General features: G+C 72.7%; 18 protein-coding genes. 7 read left to right on the top strand and 11 right to left on the bottom strand.

What is annotated here, in order from left to right; translation table 11 throughout:
* Nucleotides 1–4: 4 nt before the first annotated feature.
* From AB0D66_RS20915 to AB0D66_RS20905, 3 genes are all read right to left on the bottom strand, one after another.
* On the bottom strand, nt 5–598 hold the full coding sequence (locus tag AB0D66_RS20915; RefSeq protein ID WP_362305339.1) for a TetR family transcriptional regulator: 594 nt from the start codon (nt 596–598) through the stop codon (nt 5–7).
* 21 nt (nt 599–619) lie between these two features.
* Entirely contained in the window at nt 620–1,666 is a 1,047-nt protein-coding gene (locus AB0D66_RS20910) for an aldo/keto reductase (RefSeq protein ID WP_362305335.1), read from the bottom strand.
* A 175-nt stretch (nt 1,667–1,841) separates the two neighbouring features.
* Nucleotides 1,842–3,299, bottom strand: a complete 1,458-nt coding sequence (locus tag AB0D66_RS20905) for an MFS transporter (RefSeq protein ID WP_362305332.1) — start codon at nt 3,297–3,299, stop codon at nt 1,842–1,844.
* A 34-nt stretch (nt 3,300–3,333) separates the two neighbouring features.
* On the opposite strand from AB0D66_RS20905, the gene dusB reads away from it, so the two are divergent.
* The 3 genes from dusB to AB0D66_RS20890 all read left to right on the top strand — a co-directional run bounded on the left by dusB (nt 3,334) and on the right by AB0D66_RS20890 (nt 9,006).
* Nucleotides 3,334–4,494, top strand: coding sequence for a tRNA dihydrouridine synthase DusB (dusB, locus tag AB0D66_RS20900; protein WP_362305329.1), 1,161 nt, complete (start codon nt 3,334–3,336; stop codon nt 4,492–4,494).
* Between the two features lie 364 nt (nt 4,495–4,858).
* Nucleotides 4,859–7,567 carry a pyruvate, phosphate dikinase gene (gene ppdK / locus AB0D66_RS20895; RefSeq protein ID WP_362305326.1) on the top strand — a complete coding sequence of 903 codons (2,709 nt, stop codon included), beginning with the start codon at nt 4,859–4,861 and terminating at the stop codon, nt 7,565–7,567.
* Nucleotides 7,568–7,953: 386 nt separating this feature from the next.
* On the top strand, nt 7,954–9,006 hold the full coding sequence (locus AB0D66_RS20890; protein WP_362305323.1) for a helix-turn-helix domain-containing protein: 1,053 nt from the start codon (nt 7,954–7,956) through the stop codon (nt 9,004–9,006).
* A 56-nt stretch (nt 9,007–9,062) separates the two neighbouring features.
* Here AB0D66_RS20890 and AB0D66_RS20885 read toward each other — a convergent pair whose 3' ends face one another.
* Nucleotides 9,063–10,223, bottom strand: coding sequence for an alkaline phosphatase PhoX (locus AB0D66_RS20885; RefSeq protein ID WP_362305320.1), 1,161 nt, complete (start codon nt 10,221–10,223; stop codon nt 9,063–9,065).
* A 232-nt stretch (nt 10,224–10,455) separates the two neighbouring features.
* Between AB0D66_RS20885 and AB0D66_RS20880 the strand changes: the two genes are divergently transcribed.
* Together AB0D66_RS20880 and AB0D66_RS20875 are read left to right on the top strand one after the other, a co-directional pair.
* Nucleotides 10,456–10,917 (top strand): group III truncated hemoglobin, encoded by a 462-nt coding sequence (locus AB0D66_RS20880; RefSeq protein ID WP_362305317.1) that lies wholly within the window; start codon nt 10,456–10,458, stop codon nt 10,915–10,917.
* Between the two features lie 135 nt (nt 10,918–11,052).
* The gene (locus AB0D66_RS20875) at nt 11,053–11,463 is read left to right on the top strand and encodes a VOC family protein (RefSeq protein ID WP_362305314.1); all 411 of its coding nucleotides are present in this window, start codon (nt 11,053–11,055) and stop codon (nt 11,461–11,463) included.
* 6 nt (nt 11,464–11,469) lie between these two features.
* Here AB0D66_RS20875 and nirD read toward each other — a convergent pair whose 3' ends face one another.
* Genes nirD through AB0D66_RS20860 form a run of 3 tightly spaced genes read right to left on the bottom strand, consistent with a single transcriptional unit; the run spans nt 11,470 to nt 15,570 of the window.
* Nucleotides 11,470–11,802 (bottom strand): nitrite reductase small subunit NirD, encoded by a 333-nt coding sequence (nirD, locus tag AB0D66_RS20870; RefSeq protein ID WP_069920199.1) that lies wholly within the window; start codon nt 11,800–11,802, stop codon nt 11,470–11,472.
* The gene (gene nirB, locus AB0D66_RS20865) at nt 11,799–14,324 is read right to left on the bottom strand and encodes a nitrite reductase large subunit NirB (protein WP_362305309.1); all 2,526 of its coding nucleotides are present in this window, start codon (nt 14,322–14,324) and stop codon (nt 11,799–11,801) included. The genes nirD and nirB overlap by 4 nt, the downstream gene beginning before the upstream one ends.
* Before the next feature lies 1 nt (nt 14,325).
* Complete coding sequence (locus AB0D66_RS20860) at nt 14,326–15,570, bottom strand: FAD-dependent oxidoreductase (protein ID WP_362305306.1); 1,245 nt, start codon at nt 15,568–15,570, stop codon at nt 14,326–14,328.
* Nucleotides 15,571–15,727: 157 nt separating this feature from the next.
* Here AB0D66_RS20860 and AB0D66_RS20855 point away from each other — a divergent pair, with 157 nt between their 5' ends.
* A complete protein-coding gene (locus tag AB0D66_RS20855; RefSeq protein WP_362305303.1) occupies nt 15,728–17,023 on the top strand; it encodes a ferredoxin reductase family protein in 1,296 nt (431 codons plus the stop codon).
* Nucleotides 17,024–17,357: 334 nt separating this feature from the next.
* Nucleotides 17,358–18,134 carry a TSUP family transporter gene (locus AB0D66_RS20850; protein ID WP_362305299.1) on the top strand — a complete coding sequence of 259 codons (777 nt, stop codon included), beginning with the start codon at nt 17,358–17,360 and terminating at the stop codon, nt 18,132–18,134.
* On the opposite strand, the gene AB0D66_RS20845 is transcribed toward AB0D66_RS20850, so the two are convergent.
* The 4 genes from AB0D66_RS20845 to AB0D66_RS20830 all read right to left on the bottom strand — a co-directional run bounded on the left by AB0D66_RS20845 (nt 18,131) and on the right by AB0D66_RS20830 (nt 21,578).
* Nucleotides 18,131–18,757 (bottom strand): class F sortase, encoded by a 627-nt coding sequence (locus AB0D66_RS20845; protein ID WP_362305296.1) that lies wholly within the window; start codon nt 18,755–18,757, stop codon nt 18,131–18,133. The two genes, AB0D66_RS20850 and AB0D66_RS20845, sit on opposite strands and share 4 nt — an antisense overlap.
* A gap of 132 nt (nt 18,758–18,889) precedes the next feature.
* Nucleotides 18,890–19,432 carry a hypothetical protein gene (locus AB0D66_RS20840; protein ID WP_362305293.1) on the bottom strand — a complete coding sequence of 181 codons (543 nt, stop codon included), beginning with the start codon at nt 19,430–19,432 and terminating at the stop codon, nt 18,890–18,892.
* 185 nt (nt 19,433–19,617) lie between these two features.
* Nucleotides 19,618–20,943: a HAMP domain-containing sensor histidine kinase gene (locus tag AB0D66_RS20835; protein WP_362305291.1), complete on the bottom strand. Its 1,326-nt coding sequence runs from the start codon at nt 20,941–20,943 to the stop codon at nt 19,618–19,620.
* Nucleotides 20,940–21,578, bottom strand: coding sequence for a hypothetical protein (locus tag AB0D66_RS20830; RefSeq protein ID WP_362305288.1), 639 nt, complete (start codon nt 21,576–21,578; stop codon nt 20,940–20,942). Before AB0D66_RS20830 ends, AB0D66_RS20835 begins: the two co-directional genes overlap by 4 nt.
* Between the last annotated feature and the right edge of the window lie 154 nt (nt 21,579–21,732).

The following is a 21,732-nucleotide window of genomic DNA, read 5'->3' as shown; positions in this document are numbered from 1 at the left end:
GGGGTCAGGCCCGCAGACCCCGGACGACCAGCGCGGTGACCGCCTCGAACTCGGCGACGATCGTGGGGGAGACCCAGTCGGCCGCGTACTGCGGATCGTGGAAGCGGCCCGTGGCGTCGAAGACCGCGCGGGCGGCCGCCGGCACGTCGTCGGCCGCGAGCGAGCCGTCCGCGACACCCTCCGCGATGATCCGGGCCAGCTGGGAGATCAGCTCGCTCAGGTGGGCGTCGACCACACCGCTGTTCTCGGCCAGCAGCACGGTGTAGGTGGCGAACAGCTCGGGATCGGCGCCGGCCTTGCGCCGCTTGGCCTCGAAGAGCGCCTCCAGCCACGCCTCCAGCTTCGAGGGCGCGCTGCCGGCGGGGGCCGAGGCGATCTCCTCCAGCAGGACGACGCTCTTGGCGAGCCAGCGGTCGGTGACGGCCTCGCGCAGCGCCGACTTCGACGGGAAGTGCCGGTACACGCTGCCGTGGCTGACGCCCAGGGCGCGGGCCACGTCCACGACGGTCGCCTTGGTGGGACCGAAGCGCCGCAGCACCTCCTCGGTCGTTTCGAGAATGCGCTCGGGAGTCAGGGGTTCGGCAGCGGCGGGAGGCATGTGTACGACCGTACCGCCCGCTCAGTGCTCGCTGTCCAGGTGGGCCATCTGCGCCGCCGGATACCGCTCGCCGGCCGCGGCGCCCGCGGGCACGGCCTCCTCGACGGCGGCCAGGTCGGCGGCGTCCAACGTGACCTCCAGGGCTCCCAGCGCCTCGGCGAGCCGGTCCCGGCGCCGGGCGCCCACCAGCGGCACGATGTCGGCCCCGAGCCGCGGACCCCGTGAGAGCACCCACGCGATGGCTATCTGGGCGACGCTCACGCCCTTGCCCTGCGCCACCTTGCGCAGCGCCTCGACCAGATCGAGGTTGCGGTCGAGGTTGTCCCCCTGGAAGCGCGGGCTCATCCCGCGGAAGTCGCCCGGGGCCAGCGCCCGGTCGCGGGTGAAGTGGCCGCTGATCAGGCCGCGGGACAGCACCCCGTACGCCGTGATGCCGATGCCGAGCTCGCGGGCGGTCGGCAGGATCTCCTCCTCGATGCCCCGCGATATCAGCGAGTACTCGATCTGGAGGTCGGAGATCGGGGCCACCGCGGCGGCCCGGCGCAGGGTGTCCGCGCCGACCTCGGAGAGGCCGATGTGGCGCACGTGCCCGGCCTTGACGGCTTCGGCGATGGCCCCGACGGTCTCCTCGATCGGGACGTCCGGGTCCACCCGGGCGATGCGGTAGACGTCGATGTGGTCCCGGCCGAGCCGCTGGAGCGAGTAGGCCAGGAAGTTCCTGACGGCCTCGGGTCGCCCGTCGTATCCGGTGAAGCCGCCCTCGACCGTGCGCAGGGCGCCGAACTTGACGCTGGTCAGCGCCCGCTCGCGCGCCGCGGCGGGTGCGGTGCGCAGGGCCTCGTTGATCAGCAGCTCGTTGTGGCCCATGCCGTAGAAGTCGCCGGTGTCGAGCAGCGTGACGCCCGCGTCCAGGGCGGCGTGGAGGGTGGCGATGGACTCGGCGCGGTCGGCCTCCCCGTACAGGGCGGACATGCCCATGCAGCCGAGGCCCAGCGGGAAGACGGACGGCCCGGTGGTGCCGAGCCGGCGGTGGACAGAGGTCTCGAAGGTGCTCTCGTTCTTCGTCATGGAACGAGAATGACATGACGAGTGACAGATTTCAATATCTGTCACTCGTCAGGTAAGGGTGGCCGTGCGGATGGCGTGCGGTTGGAATGCGGAGCCGGCTGCCGGGCCCGGGGCACGGGCAGACCGCCGCCCTGCCCGGGGGACGGGCAGGCGGCTCGGGCAGGGGACCTCGGGGTCAGGCGCGCGGCGAACCCGTCGCCGCCGAGGTGCTGACGGGGTCCTCCAGGCTGCGGGCCGTGCGCTCCGCCGTCGCCCGGGCCCAGCTGCCGCTCGTCACCGCGCCCACCACCAGCACCGCCAGTCCGCACAGCGTGATGATCCACCAGGCGGGCTGGGCGGCCGCGGAGAAGTCGGAGCCGTTCGCCAGCCCCGCCGCCAGCACCGAGCCGATGACCGCCACCCCCAGCGTGCCGCCCGTCTGGCGGCTGGTGGAGGCGATGGCGGCCGCGACGCCCGCCTGGGAGCGCGGCATCCCGGACACAGCCGTGTTGGTGATCGGCGCGTTCACCATGCCGAAGCCGAGCCCGAACAGCACGTACCCGGTGAACAGGAGCGGGTTGGACGTCTCGGCCTCGAACAGCGCGAAGAGCAGCCCGCTCGCCGCCATCGCCACACCGGCGATCAGCAGGCAGATCCGGGGCCCCCGGGTGCCCACCAGCCGGCCCGCGAGCGGTGCGAAGAGGACGGTCAGGGCCGCCATCGGGAGCATGTACAGCCCGGCGTGCAGGGCGTTGAGCCCCCGCACGTCCTGGAGGTAGAGCGTGTTCAGGAAGAGGAAGCCGGCCAGTCCGGCGAAGGCGCTGATCGCGATCACGGTCGACCCGCTGAAGGGGGCGCTCCGGAAGAACCGGAGATCGATCAGCGGCTCCTCGCGCCGGGGCTCGTAGACCAGCAGTCCCACGAACGAGGCGACGGCCACCACCGCGCACCCGAGGATCAGCGGCGAGCGCCAGCCGGCGGCGGGCGCCTCGATGATCCCGTACGTCAGACTGCCGAGCAGCGCGATGACCAGCACCTGACCCACCGGGTCGGGGCGGCGCGGCCGGGCCGCCCGGGACTCGGGGATGTGGCGCAGGGTCAGGGCGAGCGCCGCCAGGCCGATCGGCAGGTTGATCAGGAAGATCGAGCGCCAGCCCACGGAGTCCACCAGCACCCCGCCGATCAGGGGACCCGCGGCCATGGAGATGCCCCCGACCGCGCCCCACACCCCGATGGCCCGGGCCCGCTCGGCCGGATCGGTGAAGGTGTTGGTGATGATCGACATCGCCACCGGGTTCAGCATCGCCCCGCCGATCGCCTGGACCATGCGGAAGACGATGAGCCAGTCGAGGCTGGGGCCGAGGGAGCACAGCAGGGAGCCCGCGGTGAACGCCAGCAGACCGGCGACGAACACCTTGCGGCGCCCGATCCGGTCGGCCGTGGAGCCCGCGAGCATCAGGAGCGAGGCCAGGACGAGGGTGTACGCGTCGATGGTCCACTGCAGGCCCGCGACCGAGGCGTCGAGCTCGCGGCGCATCGACGGCAGCGCGACGTTGAGCACCGTGTTGTCGAGGCTCACGATCAGCAGGCTGATGCAGCAGATCGACAGGACGAGCATGCGCTGCCGGCGGCTCGGCTGACTCGGCTCGATCATGCCGCCGATCGTACGTCTGCCGCACCCCCTCGGCATGCGGGACAATGGGCGGATGACCACGCTCCCCCCGCCCCTCGCGATCGGCCCGCACACCGTGCAGCCCCCGGTGGTGCTCGCGCCGATGGCCGGGATCACCAATGCCCCGTTCCGTACCCTCTGCCGGGAGTTCTCGGGCGGCAAGGGGCTGTTCGTGAGCGAGATGATCACGACCCGCGCCCTGGTCGAGCGCAACGAGAAGACCATGCAGCTGATCCACTTCGACGAGACCGAGAAGCCCCGCTCGATCCAGCTGTACGGAGTGGACCCGGTCACGGTCGGCAAGGCGGTCCGCATGATCGTCGAGGAGGACCGCGCCGACCACATCGACCTGAACTTCGGCTGCCCGGTCCCCAAGGTGACCCGCAAGGGCGGCGGCTCCGCGCTCCCGTACAAGCGGAACCTGCTGCGCGCGATCCTGCGCGAGGCCGTCGCCGGCGCGGGCGACCTCCCGGTGACCATGAAGATGCGCAAGGGCATCGACGACGACCACCTCACCTACCTCGACGCCGGCCGGATCGCCGTCGAGGAGGGCGTCACCGCGATAGCCCTGCACGGGCGCACCACGGCCCAGCACTACGGCGGGACCGCCGACTGGGAGGCCATCGCGCGGCTCAAGGAGCACGTGCCGGAGATCCCGGTCCTCGGCAACGGCGACATCTGGTGTGCCGAGGACGCGCTGCGGATGGTCCGCGAGACCGGCTGCGACGGCGTGGTGGTGGGCCGGGGCTGCCTGGGGCGGCCGTGGCTGTTCAACGACCTGGTGGCGGCCTTCGAGGGGCGCCCGGAGGACTTCCACAAGCCCACGCTGCGCGAGGTCGCGGGCACCATGCACCGCCACGCCCAGCTGCTGGGGGAGTGGATCGGCGACGAGGTGCGCGGGGTGATCGACTTCCGTAAGCACGTGGCCTGGTACCTCAAGGGCTTCTCGGTGGGCTCCGAGATGCGCAAGAAGCTGGCGGTGACCTCTTCCCTGGCCGAACTGGACGCTCATCTGAGCGAGCTCGACCTGGCCCAGGCGTGGCCGGAGAGCGCGGACGGGCCTCGGGGCCGGACGTCCGGAAACAACCGGGTTGTCCTGCCGGAGGGCTGGCTGAAGGACCCGTACGACTGCGCGGGCATCAGCGAGGAAGCGGAACTGGACACCTCCGGAGGCTGACAAATCGCCCTCCGTGTCGCGTGATATACGCCACGCATGGGAGGGGTTTCGCTCAGATGAGCACTGAAGTCACGGGTAAGACTTTCAAAGGGTGGCACTGGGTGCCACCCTTTGTTCGTTCAAGAGTTGAACGCAAATGTATCGATGATCGCTCATCCGAGCGTCAGAAGGCCTCAAAAGCCCCCACTCCCTTCGGGAGGTGAAGGCTCTTCGTACCTTCTGATTACCCATGAGTTACTTTCGATCTGCTGGCGCACGGGTGGTTACAGCCGTATGACGACCAAGTGGACGTACCCAGAAGCCTTCGATCTGGGTATGTTCCTGGCCGTCAGGGCAGCCACCGAGCCTCGAGGAGTCGAGACCCGTGTCGGAAAACAAAGATCAGAAGTTCGTCTACGACTTCACCGAGGGAAACCGCGACCTCAAGGACCTTCTCGGCGGCAAGGGTGCCAACCTCGCCGAGATGACCAACCTGGGTCTGCCGGTCCCTCCCGGCTTCACCATCACCACCGAGGCCTGCAAGGTCTACCTTGAGAGCGGCACGGCCCCGGCCGAGCTGCGCGACGAGGTCAGCGCCCACCTTGCCGCCCTCGAGACGAAGATGGGCAAGAAGCTCGGCCAGTCGGACGACCCGCTCCTGGTCTCCGTCCGCTCCGGCGCCAAGTTCTCCATGCCGGGCATGATGGACACGGTCCTCAACATCGGCCTCTCGGACGACTCCGTCACCGGCCTCGCCGCCCAGGCCGGCAACGAGCGCTTCGCGTGGGACTCGTACCGCCGCCTCATCCAGATGTTCGGCAAGACCGTGCTGGACGTCGACGGCGAGCTCTTCGAGGACGCCCTCGACGAGGCCAAGGCCGCCAAGAAGGTCACCGTCGACACCGACCTCGACGCCGCCGACCTGAAGAAGCTGGTCACCCGCTTCAAGAAGATCGTCGCCAAGCAGGCCGGCCGCGAGTTCCCGCAGGACGCCCGCGAGCAGCTCGACCTCGCCGTCGAGGCCGTCTTCAACTCGTGGAACACCGACCGCGCCAAGCTCTACCGCCGCCAGGAGCGCATCCCGAGCGACCTGGGCACCGCGGTCAACATCTGCTCCATGGTCTTCGGCAACCTGGGCCCCGACTCCGGCACCGGCGTCGCCTTCACCCGCGACCCCGCCAGCGGCCACCAGGGCGTCTACGGCGACTACCTCCAGAACGCCCAGGGCGAGGACGTGGTCGCGGGCATCCGCAACACCGTGCCGCTCGCGGACCTGGAGGCCATCGACAAGGCCTCGTACGACCAGCTCATGACGATCATGGAGACGCTGGAGACCCACTACAAGGATCTCTGCGACATCGAGTTCACGATCGAGCGCGGCCAGCTGTGGATGCTCCAGACCCGTGTCGGCAAGCGCACCGCCGGCGCCGCCTTCCGCATCGCCACCCAGCTCGTCGACCAGGGCCTGATCGACGAGGCCGAGGCCCTCCAGCGCGTCACCGGCCACCAGCTCGCGCAGCTGATGTTCCCGCGCTTCGACGAGGACGCGAAGACCACGCTGCTCGGCCGCGGCATCGCCGCCTCCCCGGGCGCGGCCGTCGGCAAGGCCGTCTTCGACTCCTACACGGCCGTCAAGTGGTCCCGCTCCGGCGAGAAGGTCATCCTGATCCGCCGCGAGACCAACCCGGACGACCTGGACGGCATGATCGCCTCCGAGGGCATCCTGACCTCGCGCGGCGGCAAGACCTCGCACGCCGCCGTCGTCGCCCGCGGCATGGGCAAGACCTGTGTCTGCGGCGCCGAGGAGCTCGACGTCGACACCAAGCGCCGCCGCATGACGGTCGGCGAGACGGTCATCGAAGAGGGCGACGTCGTCTCCATCGACGGCTCCACCGGCAAGGTCTACCTCGGCGAGGTACCCGTCGTACCCTCCCCGGTCGTCGAGTACTTCGAGGGCCGCATGCACGCCGGCGCCGACGACGCCGACGAGCTGGTCGCCGCCGTGCACCGGATCATGGCGTACGCGGACCGGGTCCGCCGCCTGCGGGTGCGCGCCAACGCCGACAACGCCGAGGACGCGCTGCGCGCCCGCCGCTTCGGCGCCCAGGGCATCGGCCTGTGCCGCACCGAGCACATGTTCCTCGGCGAGCGCCGCGAACTGGTGGAGCGACTGATCCTCGCGGACACCGACGAGGAGCGCGAGGAGGCACTCAGTGCCCTCCTGCCGCTGCAGAAGAAGGACTTCGTCGAGCTGTTCGAGGCGATGGACGGCCTGCCCGTCACCGTCCGCCTCCTGGACCCGCCGCTGCACGAGTTCCTGCCGGACATCACCGAGCTGTCGGTGCGCGTCGCCCTCGCCGAGTCCCGCAAGGACCACAACGAGAACGACCTGCGCCTGCTCCAGGCCGTCCACAAGCTGCACGAGCAGAACCCGATGCTGGGTCTGCGCGGGGTCCGCCTCGGCCTGGTCATCCCCGGCCTGTTCAAGATGCAGGTCCGGGCGATCGCCGAGGCCGCGGCCGAGCGCAAGAACGCCAAGGGCGACCCGCGCGCCGAGATCATGGTCCCGCTCGTCGGCACCGTCCAGGAGCTGGAGATCGTCCGCGACGAGGCCGACCAGGTCATCGCCGAGGTCGAGGCCGCCACCGGCACGAACCTCAAGCTGACCATCGGCACCATGATCGAGCTGCCGCGCGCCGCCCTGACGGCCGGGCAGATCGCCGAGGCCGCGCAGTTCTTCTCCTTCGGCACGAACGACCTGACCCAGACGGTGTGGGGCTTCTCCCGCGACGACGTCGAGGCCAGCTTCTTCACCGCGTACCTGGAGAAGGGCATCTTCGGGGTCTCGCCCTTCGAGACCATCGACAAGGACGGCGTCGGCTCGCTGGTCCGCAGCGCCGTCCAGGCCGGCCGGGCCACCCGCCCCGACCTCAAGCTCGGCGTCTGCGGCGAGCACGGCGGTGACCCCGAGTCCGTCCACTTCTTCCACGAGGTCGGCCTCGACTACGTCTCCTGCTCGCCGTTCCGGATTCCGGTCGCGCGCCTGGAGGCCGGCCGTGCCGCCGCCGAGTCGAAGGGCAGCGACAGCCGCTGACCCCCGGCCCCGAGAGGGGCCCCATAGACCGCGCCTGCCCCCGGGTTCCCTGACTGCCCGAGGGCGGGCGCGCCTATTTTTTTCTGTTCAACAAATCTTTACGCCAGCAGGCGGTGGACGGATCCCCACCCGTCCACCGCCGCTGTCATTCTGCCGGGCACGTCGGCGCTTCCCGGTGCGACCGACCGCCAGGCCCCGCAAAGCCCCCCACGGCCTTCGCGGAGCGTTTCGGTCGCATCGGAGTGTGCCCGGCGGAGTACAGGATTTCGGTTGTCACGCTCCTGCCGAAAGGGGTTTCAACTGTGGCCGAAAGGGCGTGGTGACCACGTGTGACGGCGTGCATACTCATGGGGCGGGGGGATTGCGGTTGCACAGGTGGGGGTTCGGTGCTGCGTATCCATTTCACTGGAGTGGACCTGGCACGCGTACGGATGGCAGGGCGTCCCGATGCGTTGTGGGAAACGATTCTCAGCTTTCACCGCTTAAGGGACCGGCGCGATGCCCGGTTGTTCGGTGAATGGCGTACGGAAACGCGGAGCAGGTTGAATGGTGAAACACGCACGCTCGGCATGCTCATACCGGCGCGCGGATATTTTCCCGATTTCCTGACCCCCGTGGAGGGGCAGTACGGGTGGGACGTGGCGCTCGACGCGCTGCGCGGGATCCGTCCCGAGCGGCTGCGGCGCGAGCTCGTGCTGCTCGCCGGCGGGCCCGGCGCGGGAGCGGGTCCGGGAGCGGGAGCGGGTGGCGGTGTCGGGGCATCGATGGCGCCTCGCCTACGGGAGTTCATGGAGGGCGGCACCAAGCACCTGCCCAGGCTCCTGGGCGAGCTGCGCGCCTACCACCGGGCGGCCGTGGAGCCGTACTGGACCCACATACAGGCGCAGATAGAGGCCGAGCGGGCCGCACGCGGCCGGGCCCTGCTGGACGGGGGCGCGGACGAACTGCTGGCCTCGCTGCCGCCGATGCTGCGCTGGCGGGCCCCGGTGCTGGAGTGCGACTACCCGGTGGACCGGGACGTACGGCTGCGGGGGCGCGGGCTGCTGCTCCAGCCGTCCTTCTTCTGCCGGCGGACCGCGGTGACCCTGCACGACCCCGAGCTGCCGCCGGTGCTGGTCTACCCGGCCGCCTCGCACCTGGCCTCGGCCCCCGCGGGCGGCGAGGCGGCGCGCACCGTGCACGTCGAGGAGCAGCGCCAGCGCACGCTGGGCAAACTGGTGGGCCACACCCGCTCGGTGGTGCTGCGGGCCATCGGCGACGGCGCCACCACCAGCGAGCTGGCCCGCCGGGCCGGGGTCTCGCTGGCCTCGGCGAGCCAGCACGCCTGCGTGATGCGCGAGGCGGGGCTGGTGACGACGCTGCGGCACGGCAACGCGGTGCTGCACACCGTGACCCCGCTGGGCGCCGCGCTGCTCAAGGGCGGCGCGGTGGCCTCGTGAAACGCCGCGGCCCCCGGCCGGGTGCCGGGGGTCGCGACGGTGCGGGGTGCGGGTGCTCAGGTGCGGAACGGGCCCGTCACCTCGTAGGTGATGCCCGCCGACGAGCTGCCGCTCGTACCGCGCTGGCTGGAGAAGTAGAGCCGGTTGCCGGCCGGGGAGAAGGCCGGCCCGCAGATCTCCGAGGAGGACTGGCCGGTGATCCGAAGGAACGGCGCCACCACGTCGTCCGGAGTGATCACGCAGATCTCCATGTTGCCGCCGTCCTCGGCGACGTACAGGTCGCCGTACGAGGACCCCGTGACGTTGTCCACGCCCGTCAGGGGGGCTGCGCCGCCCGGCACGAGGGAGTCGTCGTAGGCCAGCTCGTACGTGTTGTTCGCGAGGTTGAGCTGCCAGACCCGGTTGTCGCCCTTGGTGGTGAACCAGACCGTGTCGTTGGCGTAGTGGCAGCCCTCGCCGCCGTTGAACTTCTTCGAGCCGGAGACCTGGCTGCGGGTGGCGGTCGGCGAGCCGTCCGGGTCCGGGACGTTGGCCCAGGTGAAGGAGCCGGAGGTGGCGGTGCCGGCCTTGAGGACCTGGAGGGTGCCGGAGGAGAGGTTGCCCCAGGTGGTCGGGACGAAGCGGTAGAAGCAGCCGCTGCTCTCGTCCTCGGTCAGGTAGATCACCTTGCGCACCGGGTCGGCCGCCGCCGCCTCGTGCTTGAAGCGGCCCATCGCGGCCCGCTGCACGGAGGCGTTCACGCCGTACGGGTCGGTCTCGTAGACGTAGCCGCGGTCGACCTCCTCGCAGGACAGCCAGGTGTTCCAGGGGGTCTTGCCGCCCGCGCAGTTCTGCCGGGTGTTGGAGAGGATCCGGTAGGCGCCGGTGACGGTGCCGGAGGAGTTGAACCGGACCGCGCTCGCGCCGCCGGAGGGGTTGATCTCCGAGTTCGACACGTAGATCCAGCCCGTACCGTCCGCGAAACAGGCGCCGCCGTCCGGGGCGCTGTGCCAGGTGTACGAGGTGCCGCTGACGGTCTGGCCGGAGCGGGCGATCACCCGGCTGCTGAAGCCGGCCGGCAGCTGGATGCCGTTCGCGTCCGCCGCGCCGAGTGCTCCGTACGGTCCGGCGCCGGGCTGGGCGGGCGCCGCGTAGGCGGCCCCGTGCATCAACGTTCCGCCGAAGGCGGCAGCCGACGAACCGATCACTGCGCCGCGCAGGAAGGTACGACGTTCCACGGTCACTCCTGTGGGAGGAAGGCCCCGCGGCCGGTCGGACGCGGGGTCGCACGCGTCGAGGAACCTAGGAGGCGCCAGTTGCCGGGGCGCCAATTCCTCATTACGCACGAGCGACCGGTCAGGTTCAATCCTCCGGCGGGGATTTCCACGAGCCCGTCGGCTCTTTCCACGAGGCCGTTCTGCGGGACTTTCTCCCCTGGGGAAACGCGCGGTGGGGAAGGATGGTGGAGCGATGAACCACTTCGCCGCCGCCGACGACATCTCGGGCCGCGCCGACCTCGACGTCGTGCTGCGCCGCTTCTACACGGCGGCCTTCGCCGATCCCGGGATCGGCCCCTTCTTCACCGAGGTCGCCGGCACGGACCTCGAGGTCCACCTGCCCCGGATCACCGACTTCTGGGAGCGGGCCCTGTTCCGCACCGCCGAGTACCGGCGCGACGCCTTCGGCCCGCACGCCGCCCTGCACTCGGTGCGGGCGATGACCGCCGCCGACTTCGGCCGCTGGGTGCAGCTGTGGCACGCGACCGTCGACGGACTGCACCGGGGGCCGAACGCCGAGCGGGCCAAGGCGCAGGGCGAGCGGATCGCGCTGGCGCTGCACCGGCGGCTCGCGGGCGAGGGGGCGTCCACGGAGGGCGTGGACGGCCTCGGCTTCGTCCCGCTGGCCGCGCTGGAGCTCCGCTCGGCGGCCTGACCTGCGGTTGGTGCGGCCGGACAGGGCCGGTAAGAAATCTCGGAAAAATCTCGCGGGCAGCGATGAGTTTCCTCCCGGCCCCCGGTCTACCTCCCGAAAGCAGCGACCACCGCGCCGAGAAGAAGAGAGACCGAGATGCCCCAGCCCCAGATGATCTTCGTCAACCTGCCGGTCAAGGACCTGGGCGCCGCCCGGGCCTTCTGGGAGAAGCTCGGCTACTCCTTCAACCCGCAGTTCTCCGACGAGACCGCCGCCTCCCTGGTGATCAGCGACACCATCTTCGCGATGCTGCTCACCGAGGAGAAGTTCCGGGGGTTCGCCACCAAGCCGGTCGCCGACGCCTCGAAGGCCACCGAGGTGATGGTCGCCCTGAGCGCCGACAGCCGCGCCAAGGTCGACGAGGTCGTCGACGCCGCCCTCGCGGCGGGCGCCACCGAGCCGCGGCCGCCCATGGACCTGGGCTTCATGTACGGCCGCGCCTTCGAGGACCTGGACCACCACGTGTGGGAGTACGTCTGGATGGACCCGGCCGCCATCGAGGGCTGATGCCGGCTACGAGGTCGCGGCGGTCCGCACCGGGTAGGTCCGGACCGCCACCTCCTCGTCGTCCAGGCAGCGCCCCGACTCCAGGTCGAAGCGCTGCTTGAGCAGCGGCGAGGCCACGAAGGGCCTGCCCGCCGCACTCCCCAGCAGCCCCCGCGACAGCACGTGCGCACCCGTGAAGGGGTCCTGGTTGCCGATGGCGTACGGGCGCCCCGCGCGGTCGACGAACACCGCGGCCTGGCTCCCGTCGGGCAGCAGGGCCGCGACCCCGCGCCCGGGGACGAGCGCGGACAGCTCGCACACCGTCAGCCAGCCTTCGGCCACCCTCAGTTCGACGGTCATCGGACGGCTCCTCCTATGGTCAGGACGGCCAGGTCGGGCTTGACCTGGTCGCGCTCGGGGACGAACTTCACGGTCGGGTCGGGGGCGCCGGGCGCGTTCACGAAGGACACGAACCGGCGCAGCCGCTCCGGGTCCTCAAGGGTCTCGGCCCATTCGTCGCGGTAGTGCGCCACGTGGTCGGCCATCAGCGACTCCAGCTCCGCGCACAGCCCCAGCGAGTCGTGCACGACCACGTCCCGCAGGTGGGACAGGCCGCCCTCCAGCCGCTCCAGCCAGGTCGAGGTCCGCTCCAGGCGGTCCGCGGTGCGGATGTAGAACATCAGGAACCGGTCGATCAGCCGGACCAGTTCCGCATCGGACAGGTCCTGGGCGAGGAGGTCGGCGTGGCGCGGGGTGGCCCCGCCGTTGCCGCCCACGTAGAGGTTCCAGCCGCTCGCCGTCGCGATGACCCCGAAGTCCTTGCTCTGGGCCTCCGCGCACTCGCGGGCGCAGCCGGAGACCGCCGACTTGAGCTTGTGCGGGGCGCGCAGCCCCCGGTAGCGCAGCTCCAGATCGATGGCCATCCGTACGCTGTCCTGCACCCCGTAGCGGCACCAGGTCTGCCCGACGCAGGACTTCACCGTCCGCAGGGCCTTCCCGTACGCGTGCCCGGACTCGAATCCGGCGTCGACGAGCCGGGCCCAGATCCGCGGGAGCTGGTCCACGCTCGCCCCGAAGAGGTCGATCCGCTGCCCGCCGGTGATCTTCGTGTAGAGGCCGAAGTCGCGGGCCACCTCGCCGATCACGATCAGCTTGTCCGGGGTGATCTCACCGCCGGGGATGCGCGGGACCACCGAGTACGAGCCGTTGCGCTGCAGGTTGGCGAGGAAGTGGTCGTTGGTGTCCTGGAGGGCGGCCTGCTCGCCCTCCAGGACGTAGCCGCTGGCGCCGACGGCCGGGGCGAGCGAGGCGATGATCGAGCCGACGGTGGGCTTGCACACCTCGCAGCCGTCGCCGCCGCGGGCCTCCGGGCGGCCGTGGCCGTCGAGGAGCTCCCGGTAGGAGGCCAGCCGGCGGGTGCGGACGATCTCGTACAGCTCGGCGCGGGTGAAGGGGAAGCAGCCGCACAGCCCCTTGTCGGCGGCGGCGGGCAGCAGCTGCCCGATCACCTTGACGCAGCTGCCGCAGCCGGTGCCCGCCTTGGTGCACTTCTTCACCTCGGACAGGGTGGCGCAGGCGGTGATGGCCTTCTTGGTGACGTTGTGGCAGGAGCAGATCACCGCGTGGTCCGGAAGCGAGGACGGGCCGAGCGCGACGGGCGCGCCGAGACCGGCCGGCAGGACCAGCTGCTCGGGGGCGACGGGCGGCACGCTGCCGGTGAGGGGGCGCAGCAGGCCGTACGAGTCCGCGTCGCCGACCAGGACCCCGCCGAGCAGGACCCCGTCCGGGGAGACCACCAGCTTCTTGTAGACACCGGAGCGGGAGTCGGACCAGACCACGTCGAGGCTGCCCGGGGCGCTGCCGTGGGCGTCGCCGAAGGAGGCCACGTCCACGCCGAGCAGCTTGAGCTTGGTGGACAGGTCGGCGCCGGTGAACTCCTTCTCCCGGCCCAGCAGGTCCTCGGCGGCGGTCTCCGCCATCTCGTAGCCGGGGGCGACCAGGCCGTAGACGCGGCCGTCGCAGGCCAGGGCGCACTCGCCGATGGCGTAGACGTGCGGGTCGGAGGTGCGGCAGCGGGAGTCCACCGCGATGCCGCCGCGCTCGCCGACGTCAAGGCCCGCGGCGCGGGCCAGCTGGTCGCGGGGGCGGACGCCGGCGGAGAAGACGACGAGGTCGGTGTCGACGGCGGACCCGTCGGACAGCAGCATGCCGCTGACGTGGCCGTCCTCGCCGGTCAGCACCTCCTGGGTGCCGACACCCGTGTGGACGGCCAGGCCCATCGACTCGATGGTGCGCAGCAGGGCGGCGCCGCCGCCCTCGTCGACCTGGACGGGCATCAGGCGGGGGGCGAACTCCACCACGCGGGTGGCGAGTCCGAGCCCCTGGAGGGCGCCGGCCGCTTCGAGCCCGAGCAGGCCGCCGCCGACGACCGCGCCGGTGGTGCGGCCCTTCGCGTACTCCTCGATGGCGAGGAGGTCCTCGATCGTGCGGTAGACGAAGCAGCCGGGGGCGTCCTTCCCGGGGACGGGCGGCACGAAGGGGAAGCTGCCGGTGGCCAGCACCAGGACGTCGTACGGGAACACCTGCCCGGATCGGGAGGTGACGCTGCGGGCGGCCCGGTCGATGTGCTCGGCGGGGTCGTCGAGGTGGAGCTCGATGCCGTGCTCCGCCATGAACCCGGGGGGCGTCATGGACAGGTCCTCGGCGGTGCTGCCGGAGAAGTACGAGGTCAGGTGGACGCGGTCGTAGGCGGGCCGGGGCTCCTCGCAGAGCACGGTGATCCGGTGGGTCCGGGTCGCGCCGCGCTCGGCGAGCGCCTCCAGGTAGCGCTGGCCGACCATGCCGTGCCCGATGAGCACGATCGCGGGCAGGGGCTCGGTCATGTCAGTGGCCTCCGTCGTCGGTGAGCAGGTGGAACAGGTCGAGGGGTGCCTCCTCGCCCTCCCAGGTGCGGGCGACGGCGCCCACGGTGGAGAGCTCGCCGAGCAGGACCCCGCCGACGAGGCGGTCGTCGCGCACGACGACCGTCCGGTAGGTCCGCCGGGTGGCGTCGGCGAAGCGGACCACGTCGTCGCCGGGGCGGGGGGTCGTCTCGCCGAAGCAGGCGAGGTCGAAGGGGCCGCCGGCGCCGGCGGTGGTGAGGGTCAGGCGGGTGAGGGCGCGGGTGCCGGCGTACGAGGCCTCGGTGCCGGTCAGGACTCCGGCGAGGACGTCGGCCTGCTCCAGCGCGGGGCCGGCCAGGCCGTAGACCTGGCCGGCGTGCTCGGCGCAGTCGCCGATGGCGTGGATCCGGGGGTCGCTGGTGCGCAGCCGGTCGTCGACCACGATGCCCTTGCGCACCTCGAGTCCGGCGGCCTGGGCGAGCCCGGTGCGGGGCCGTACGCCGCAGGCGAGCACGACGATGTCGGCGTCGAGCCGGTAGCCGTCGGCGAGCTCGGCCCCGGTGACCCTGCGGTGGCCCTGAGTGCCGCGCGCGGCCGCCGTGGGAGCCGTGGTCAGGCCGCGGACCCGGCATTCCGTGTGGATCTCCACCCCGAGCGCGGTCAGGTGGGCGTGCAGCAACGCGGAGGCCCCGGCGTCCAGCTGGCGTTCCATCAGCCGCGCCGCCTGCTGCGCCAGGACCACCTGCGCCCCCCGCGCGGCCAGGGCCCGGGCCGCCGAGACGCCCAGCAGGCCCCCGCCGATCACCACCGCCCGCACGCCGGGGCGTACGGCGGCCGAGAGCGCCAGGCAGTCGTCCATCGTGCGGAACGCGTGGACCCCGTCGGGCAGCTCCCGCCCCTCGGGCTCGAACAGCCCCCGCAGCGGCGGCAGCACCGGGTTGGACCCGGTGGCCAGCACGAGGGTGTCGTAGCCCAGAGCGGCGCCGTCGTCGCAGTGGACCGTCCGGTCGGCGCGGTCGACGCGGACCGCGCGGACGCCCCGGCGCAGCTCCGGTCCGGCCGCCGGGAGGGCGGCCACCTCCGGCGCGTACCGGCCGGCCAGCACCTCGGCGAGCAGCACCCGGTTGTACGGAACGTGCTGTTCCTCGCCGAGTACGGTCACCGCCGCGCCGCCGGTCAGCCGCGCGGCGAGCCGCAGGCCCGCGAGCCCGCCGCCGATCACCACCACACGCTGCTTCGAGGTCATGCCCTGAGCCTGCGGGTCCGCTGTTTCCCCGCCGCATCGCCTTTGTTACCCGGACGGAACGCCGCCCTCAGCGCACGGGTTAAGCGTCGGTGAGGCCTCCCTCAAGGCCGTCTTAAGGATCACCGAACCCGTCCGGCGGGCCCTTAGCGTGGCCCGTATGCGAGATGTGGCGGGGCTGGTCAGGGGCGGGATGCTGGGCGGAGCGGGGGTGGTGGCCCTGCTCTGGGCGGTGCAGGTGCGGCCCTCGGCCCGGCCCGACGCGCTGTTCGCCACGGCCGCGCACCTGACCGGCCTGCTCGCCGGGTACGGGGTGCTGGTGCTGCTGTTCCTGATGGCGCGGGTCCCCGCCGTCGAGCACGGGGTCGGCGCCGACCGGCTCGCCCGCTGGCACGCCCTCGGCGGCCGGCACGTGCTGCTCCTCTGCTTCGGGCACGGGCTCTTCGCCCTGCTCGGCTACGCCGTGCACGAGGGGGTGGACCTGGTCACCGCCGTCCGGGAGCTGCTCGGCTACCCCGCGCTCGCCGCCGCCGCGGCCGGGACCGTCCTGCTGGCCGCGGTCGGTGTGACCTCCGCCCGGGCGGTACGCCGCCGTGTGTCGCACGAAACCTGGCGCGGGGTGCACCTGCTCGTCTACCTCGCGGCCGCCCTCGCCTTCGGACACCAGCTCGCCGGGCCCGACCTCGCCCTCGCCGCCTGGTTCTGGGCGCTCGCCCACGCTGCGGTCGCCGTCCTGCTGCTCTGGTACCGGGCGGTGGTCCCCGTACGGCAGGCCCTGCGGCACGCGCTGCGCGTGGCGGAGGTCAGGGCCGAGGGGCCCGGGGTGGTCTCCGTCGTCATGTACGGGGAGCACCTGGGGGAACTGCGCGCGGAGCCGGGCCAGTTCCTGCGCTGGCGGTTCCTGCAGCGGCGGCTGTGGCACACCGCGCTGCCGTTCTCGCTGTCCGCCCCGGTCCGCGGGAACACCCTGCGCATCACCGTCAAGGGGCTCGGCGGCCACTCCCGGCGGATCCGCCGGCTGCGGCCGGGCACCAGGGTCCTTGCCACCGGGCCGTTCGGGGCGCTCACCGCCGCCCGGCGGACCCGGCCCAAGGTGCTGCTGATCGCGGGCGGGGTGGGGATCACGCCGATGCGGGCCCTGTTCGAGACGCTGCCCGGCGGCCCCGGCGACATCACCCTGCTCTACCGGGCCGCAGCCGAGGAACAGCTGGTCCTGCGGGCCGAGCTGGAGGCCATCGCCGCCGAGCGGCAGGCGGGGCTGCACTACCTGCTCGGGCCCTCCGGGGCCGCGTACGATCCGCTCGCGCCGCAGGCGCTGGCCGCTCTGGTGCCGGACCTGACCGAGCACGACGTGTACCTGTGCGGGCCGCCGGGGATGGCCGAGGCGGCTCAGGCGGGGCTGCTGCGGGCCGGGGTGCCGGCCGGACGCATCCACTGCGAGTGCTTCACCTTCTGAGCGGCTCCCGCTTCGCGCCGCCGACTCCAGATTCCTGATTCCGTCTCCGAGAGGGCCCCGCTCCATGCGCCATCCGCTGCACGTCGCCCTGCCCTTGACCGCCCCGGCCGCCGCCCCCGCGGCCCGGGCCCGGCACCGCAGACCCCGCCGGCCCCCGGTGCTGGCCACCGGGCTGGGGCTGGCCAGTGTGCTGGCCGCCAGTGTGCTGACCGCGGCCGTGGACCCGGCGGCTCCGGTGGCCCCGGACCGGGTGCCCGCCCGGCAAAGCTCAACCTTTGCGCAAGTTTCCGGGGATTGATGGATACGCCACCCGACAGGTCCATAGGGTCAGGTTGTGCCTGACATTTCCTTGACCATGATCATCATGTTGTGCGTGGCCGCGGCGGCGGCCGGCTGGATCGACGCCGTGGTCGGCGGCGGCGGCCTGCTGCTCCTTCCCGCCCTGCTGCTCGGCCTGCCGAACGCCCACCCGGCCACCGTCCTCGGGACGAACAAGGCCGTCGCGATCGTCGGCACCACGGGCGCGGCCGTCACCTACGTCCGCAAGGCCCCGGTGAACGTGAAACTCGCCGTCCGCATCGGCCTCGCCGCGCTCGCCGGCTCGATGGGCGGCGCCGCGCTGGCCGGGGGCATCAGCAAGGACGCGATGCGCCCGCTGATCATGGTGGTGCTGGTGGTGGTCGCCGCGTTCGTGCTCTTCCGGCCCGCCTTCGGCACCGCCCCGAGCACCTCGCCCGTCAGCCGGCAGCGGGTGCTCCTCGCCATCGGCCTCGCCGGGCTCGGCATCGGCTTCTACGACGGGCTCATCGGGCCGGGCACCGGCACCTTCCTGGTGCTCGCCCTCACCGCCCTGCTCCACCTCGACCTGGTCACCGCCTCCGCCACCGCCAAGATCGTCAACGTCTGCACGAACGCCGGGGCGCTCGCGATGTTCGCCTACCAGGGCATGGTGCTGTGGCAGCTGGCCGCGCTGATGGCGGTGTTCAACCTGGCCGGGGGCATGGTCGGCGCCGGCATGGCCCTCAAGAAGGGCAGCGGCTTCGTCCGCGGGGTACTGCTGACCGTGGTGGGCGCCCTGGTGGTCAAGCTCGGCCTGGAGCAGTGGGGCTAGTACGTCCCGGTGAGGTGGGCGAACACCACCACGTTGCCGCGGTAGCCCGTACGGGGTGAGAACCCGCCGCCGCAGGTGATCACCCGCAGTTCGGCGCGCGCGGAGGGGCCGTACACGCGGGAGTCGGGAAACTCCTTGGCGTCGTAGACCTCGACCGCGTGGACCGTGAACACGGCGGTCCGGCCGTCCGCGCGCGGGACCTCGACGGCGGCCCCGCGGCGCAGGGCTCCCAGGTGGTAGAAGACGCCCGGCCCGGCGGCGTCGTCCACGTGCCCCGCGATGACCGCCGTGCCGGTGGCGCCCGGGGTGGTGCCGTCGCGGTACCAGCCGGCCAGGTCCCGCCGGTCGGGCGGGGGCACTTCGAGGCTGCCGCCCGGCTGGAGGCCGAGCCCGGTCAGCGGCGCGTCGACCCGGATGGAGGGGATCTTGATCCGCTGGGGCGGCGATCCGGGGAGCGGCGCGATACCGGGGCCCGTGGCGCCGGCGGCGGTCAGGGCCTCGGCGGGGGAGGGCAGCGGCGGCCCGACGGGCTCGCGGGAGCCGCTGGTCACGAGCCAGATGCCGATGCACGCGGCGAGGGCCACGAGTCCTCCGTGGCGGGCTCCGCGGAAATCGCCACCCATGGGTACCCCCTCTCGGCCTTCCGTTTCGGGGTGACTGGCCGTCGCCCGGCCCCGCGAACGGGGGGACCTCGCGGGGCGGGCGACGGGGGACGGTACCGGTCGGACCGCGGCCGGAGCCGCGGTGGGCGTCCGTCAGCTCCGCGTGCCGCTCGCCCGGCGACGCAGGAGCCAGGTACCGCCGACGGCGGTCGCGGCCAGCACTGCCGCTCCCGCCGCGATCTTGGCGGGGTCGCCGGCGGTGGTCGTGCCACCGCCCACCCCGGTCTGGACGTGGCCCTGCGGGCCGCGTTCGGTGACGACGAGGTCCCCGGTGGCGAACTTGCCGTTCGCGCAGGTCGCCCCGATGGCGTAGGTGCCGGGGCGGGTGCCGCGGGCGACCTGGAACTGGCCCACGACCACCTCCTTGTGGGTGCCCGGGACCAGCTTGAACCGGCCGCCGCCGACCGTGGTGGCATCGCCCTCGGCATGGCTGCCGGACCCGCAGGCGGTGGTGTTCACGGTGACCGTGGCGCCCGGGGCGGCGGACTTCGGCCACACCTCCAGCGCGGCGAAGTCGCCGGGCGCGAACCCCACCATGCCGAGGTTCGCGGCGGCCACCGCGCCGGCGACGGGGCCGGCGAAAGCGGCGCAGGTCAGCGCGGCGGCAGTCAGCGCGTGGGCCGTACGTCGGCGCATGGGAGCTCCCTGGAGACACGGGGTCGTGCTTCCGAGGTAACCCGGACCGTGCGCCGCGCGCCTGCTGATGTTCCGTCAGGTTCTCCTGTGCGGGCCCTGCCGTCGCCCGGTTTGCCCAGGTCAACGCCGCTGATGCGGCCATCCGGGCCGCCTTAGCCGTCCGGGTGAGCGCCGCGCGCGAGCGATCAGGCCGGCGGCAGCACCACCGTGGCCGAGGCGCCCGAGGGCGGCGGGTTCTCGAGGAGGACCCGCGCGCCGATCACCTGCGCCTGGCCGAGCGCGATGGTCAGGCCGAGCCCGGTGCCCTGGCCGCGCTCGGCGGCCCCGGTCAGGAACCGCTGCGGGCCCTCGCGCAGCAGCTTCTCGGGGAAGCCCGGCCCCCGGTCCCGGACCGTCACCGCGGTCCCGGACACCGTCACCGTGACCGGCTCCCCGCCGTGCCGCCGCGCGTTGACCAGCAGGTTCGTCAGGATGCGCTCGAAGCGCCGTACATCGGTGCGCACGTACGCCGACTCCGCGGCCCCCTCCGCGGCCCCCTCCGCGGCCCCCTCCGCGGCGCAGCTGCCGGAGTCGCCCACCACCCGCGCCGCCACCCCCGAGCGCCGCGTGATCGACTCCACCAGCGGCCCCAGCCGGTGCGCCGCCAGCTGCGGCTCCTCCCGGTCGGCGTCGAGCCGGGCCACCTCCAGCAGGTCCTCGGTCAGCGTCCGCAGCGCCGCGACCCGGTCCCGTACGAGCTCCGTCGGACGCCCGGCCGGCAGCAGCTCGGCCGCGGTGTGCAGACCCGTCAGCGGGGTCCGCAGCTCGTGCGCCACGTCCGCGGTGAACCGCTGCTCGGCCTCCAGCCGCTGCTGCAGGCTGGCGGCCATCATGTCCACCGCCGAGGAGAGCGCGGCGACCTCGTCCCGTGTCCCCGGCACCCCGGACAGCCCGATCCGCGCGTCCAGTTCGCCCGCGCTGATCCGGCGGGCCGTCTCCGCCGCCGTGCGCAGCTCCCTGCTCAGCCGGCTGGCGAGCAGCGCCCCGCCGACCGCCGCCAGCGCCACGATCACCGCCCCGTACGCCACGAGCCCGCGGTCCAGCTCGGCCAGCTCCTCGCGGTCGTCGGCCAGCGACAGCCGTACGGACAGCACGTGGGCCCCGCCGACCGGCCGGGCGGCCCAGACCGCCGGGTGCGGCCCGGACATGTCCAGGTAGGTGGTCCGCTCCCCGTCGAGGGCAGCCGTCCGCAGCGGCGCGGGCAGCCGCGGGCAGTCGACGCGGGCATCGGCCTCGCCGACCTTGTCTGCGTCGAGCCGGCCCGTCAGTTCGTACACCTTCCGCACGCTGACCAGCTGGTTGACGGCGCTCGCCCGCGCCGCGTCGGCGATCTGCCGCGCCCGGGCGTCGTGGATCAGCAGGCCGATGGCGACCGCGACCAGCGAGCAGCCGACGGCGAGCAGGATGGAGATCTTCCAGCGCAGGCCGAGGGCCCGCAGCAGATGCCGGCAGCGGGTCGGGAGTGCTCTCACGGGGACTTCCCGCCGTCCTTGCGGAAGCGCCGCTCGTCGTTGACCACCGTCATCCGTTCGCCGTCCCAGTGGTAGCGCACGGCCTGTTCGGAGCCGTCGTCGGCGGCGATGCGGACCAGCAGGTCGGTGCCGATGGACTCCGCCGTGAGCTGGCGGCCGATGGTGAAGAGGATGGAGACGATCCGGCCGCCCACCACTGCGTAGACGCTCAGCGCCGAGCGGCCGGTCGGCACGTCGGCGGCCATGATCAGGTCCGGGTGGCCGTCGCCCGTCAGGTCCCGGTAGACGGCGGGGCGGATCCCGGCCCGGCCGGGCGCCAGGAGGGCGGCCGCCTTGCCGAGGTACGGCTTCATCCGGGGGTCCGCGCGGGCGATGTCGGTCGCGTCCAGCCCCACGAGTCCCTTGGCCCCCGGCTTCGGGGCGTCCTTGAGGGGCGTCGGCGCGGGCTCCCGCCGGCCCACCGCGGAGCCGGGGGCCTGGGTCCAGGCGGGCCAGAGCGGTTCGGGGCGGGGCTGGCTCGACACCGGGGGCGCGGGCGTACCCGTACCGAGGCCGCCGGGTGCGGCGCAGCCGCCGGCGGCGAGTGCGCAGGCGGCAAGCACGGCGGCGAGCGGGCGGCGGGACGAAGGTGTCATGGGGGAGAACCGTGGGGTGGGGGAGACCGGGAACCGACGCTAGACGGCGAGGGTCACGGGCACCGGGAGGTTGTGTAACAGGGGTGCGTACGGTGGTGTGGCGCGGGCAAGTCGGGACCTTGGTCCCCGTCCGCCGCGTGTTCCGCCGTACCCC

This window comes from Streptomyces sp. NPDC048270 (assembly GCF_040652335.1).
Lineage (GTDB): Bacteria > Actinomycetota > Actinomycetes > Streptomycetales > Streptomycetaceae > Streptomyces.
The sequence above is the reverse complement of the archived record's forward strand: the minus strand, read 5'-3'. Positions and strand labels throughout refer to the sequence as shown.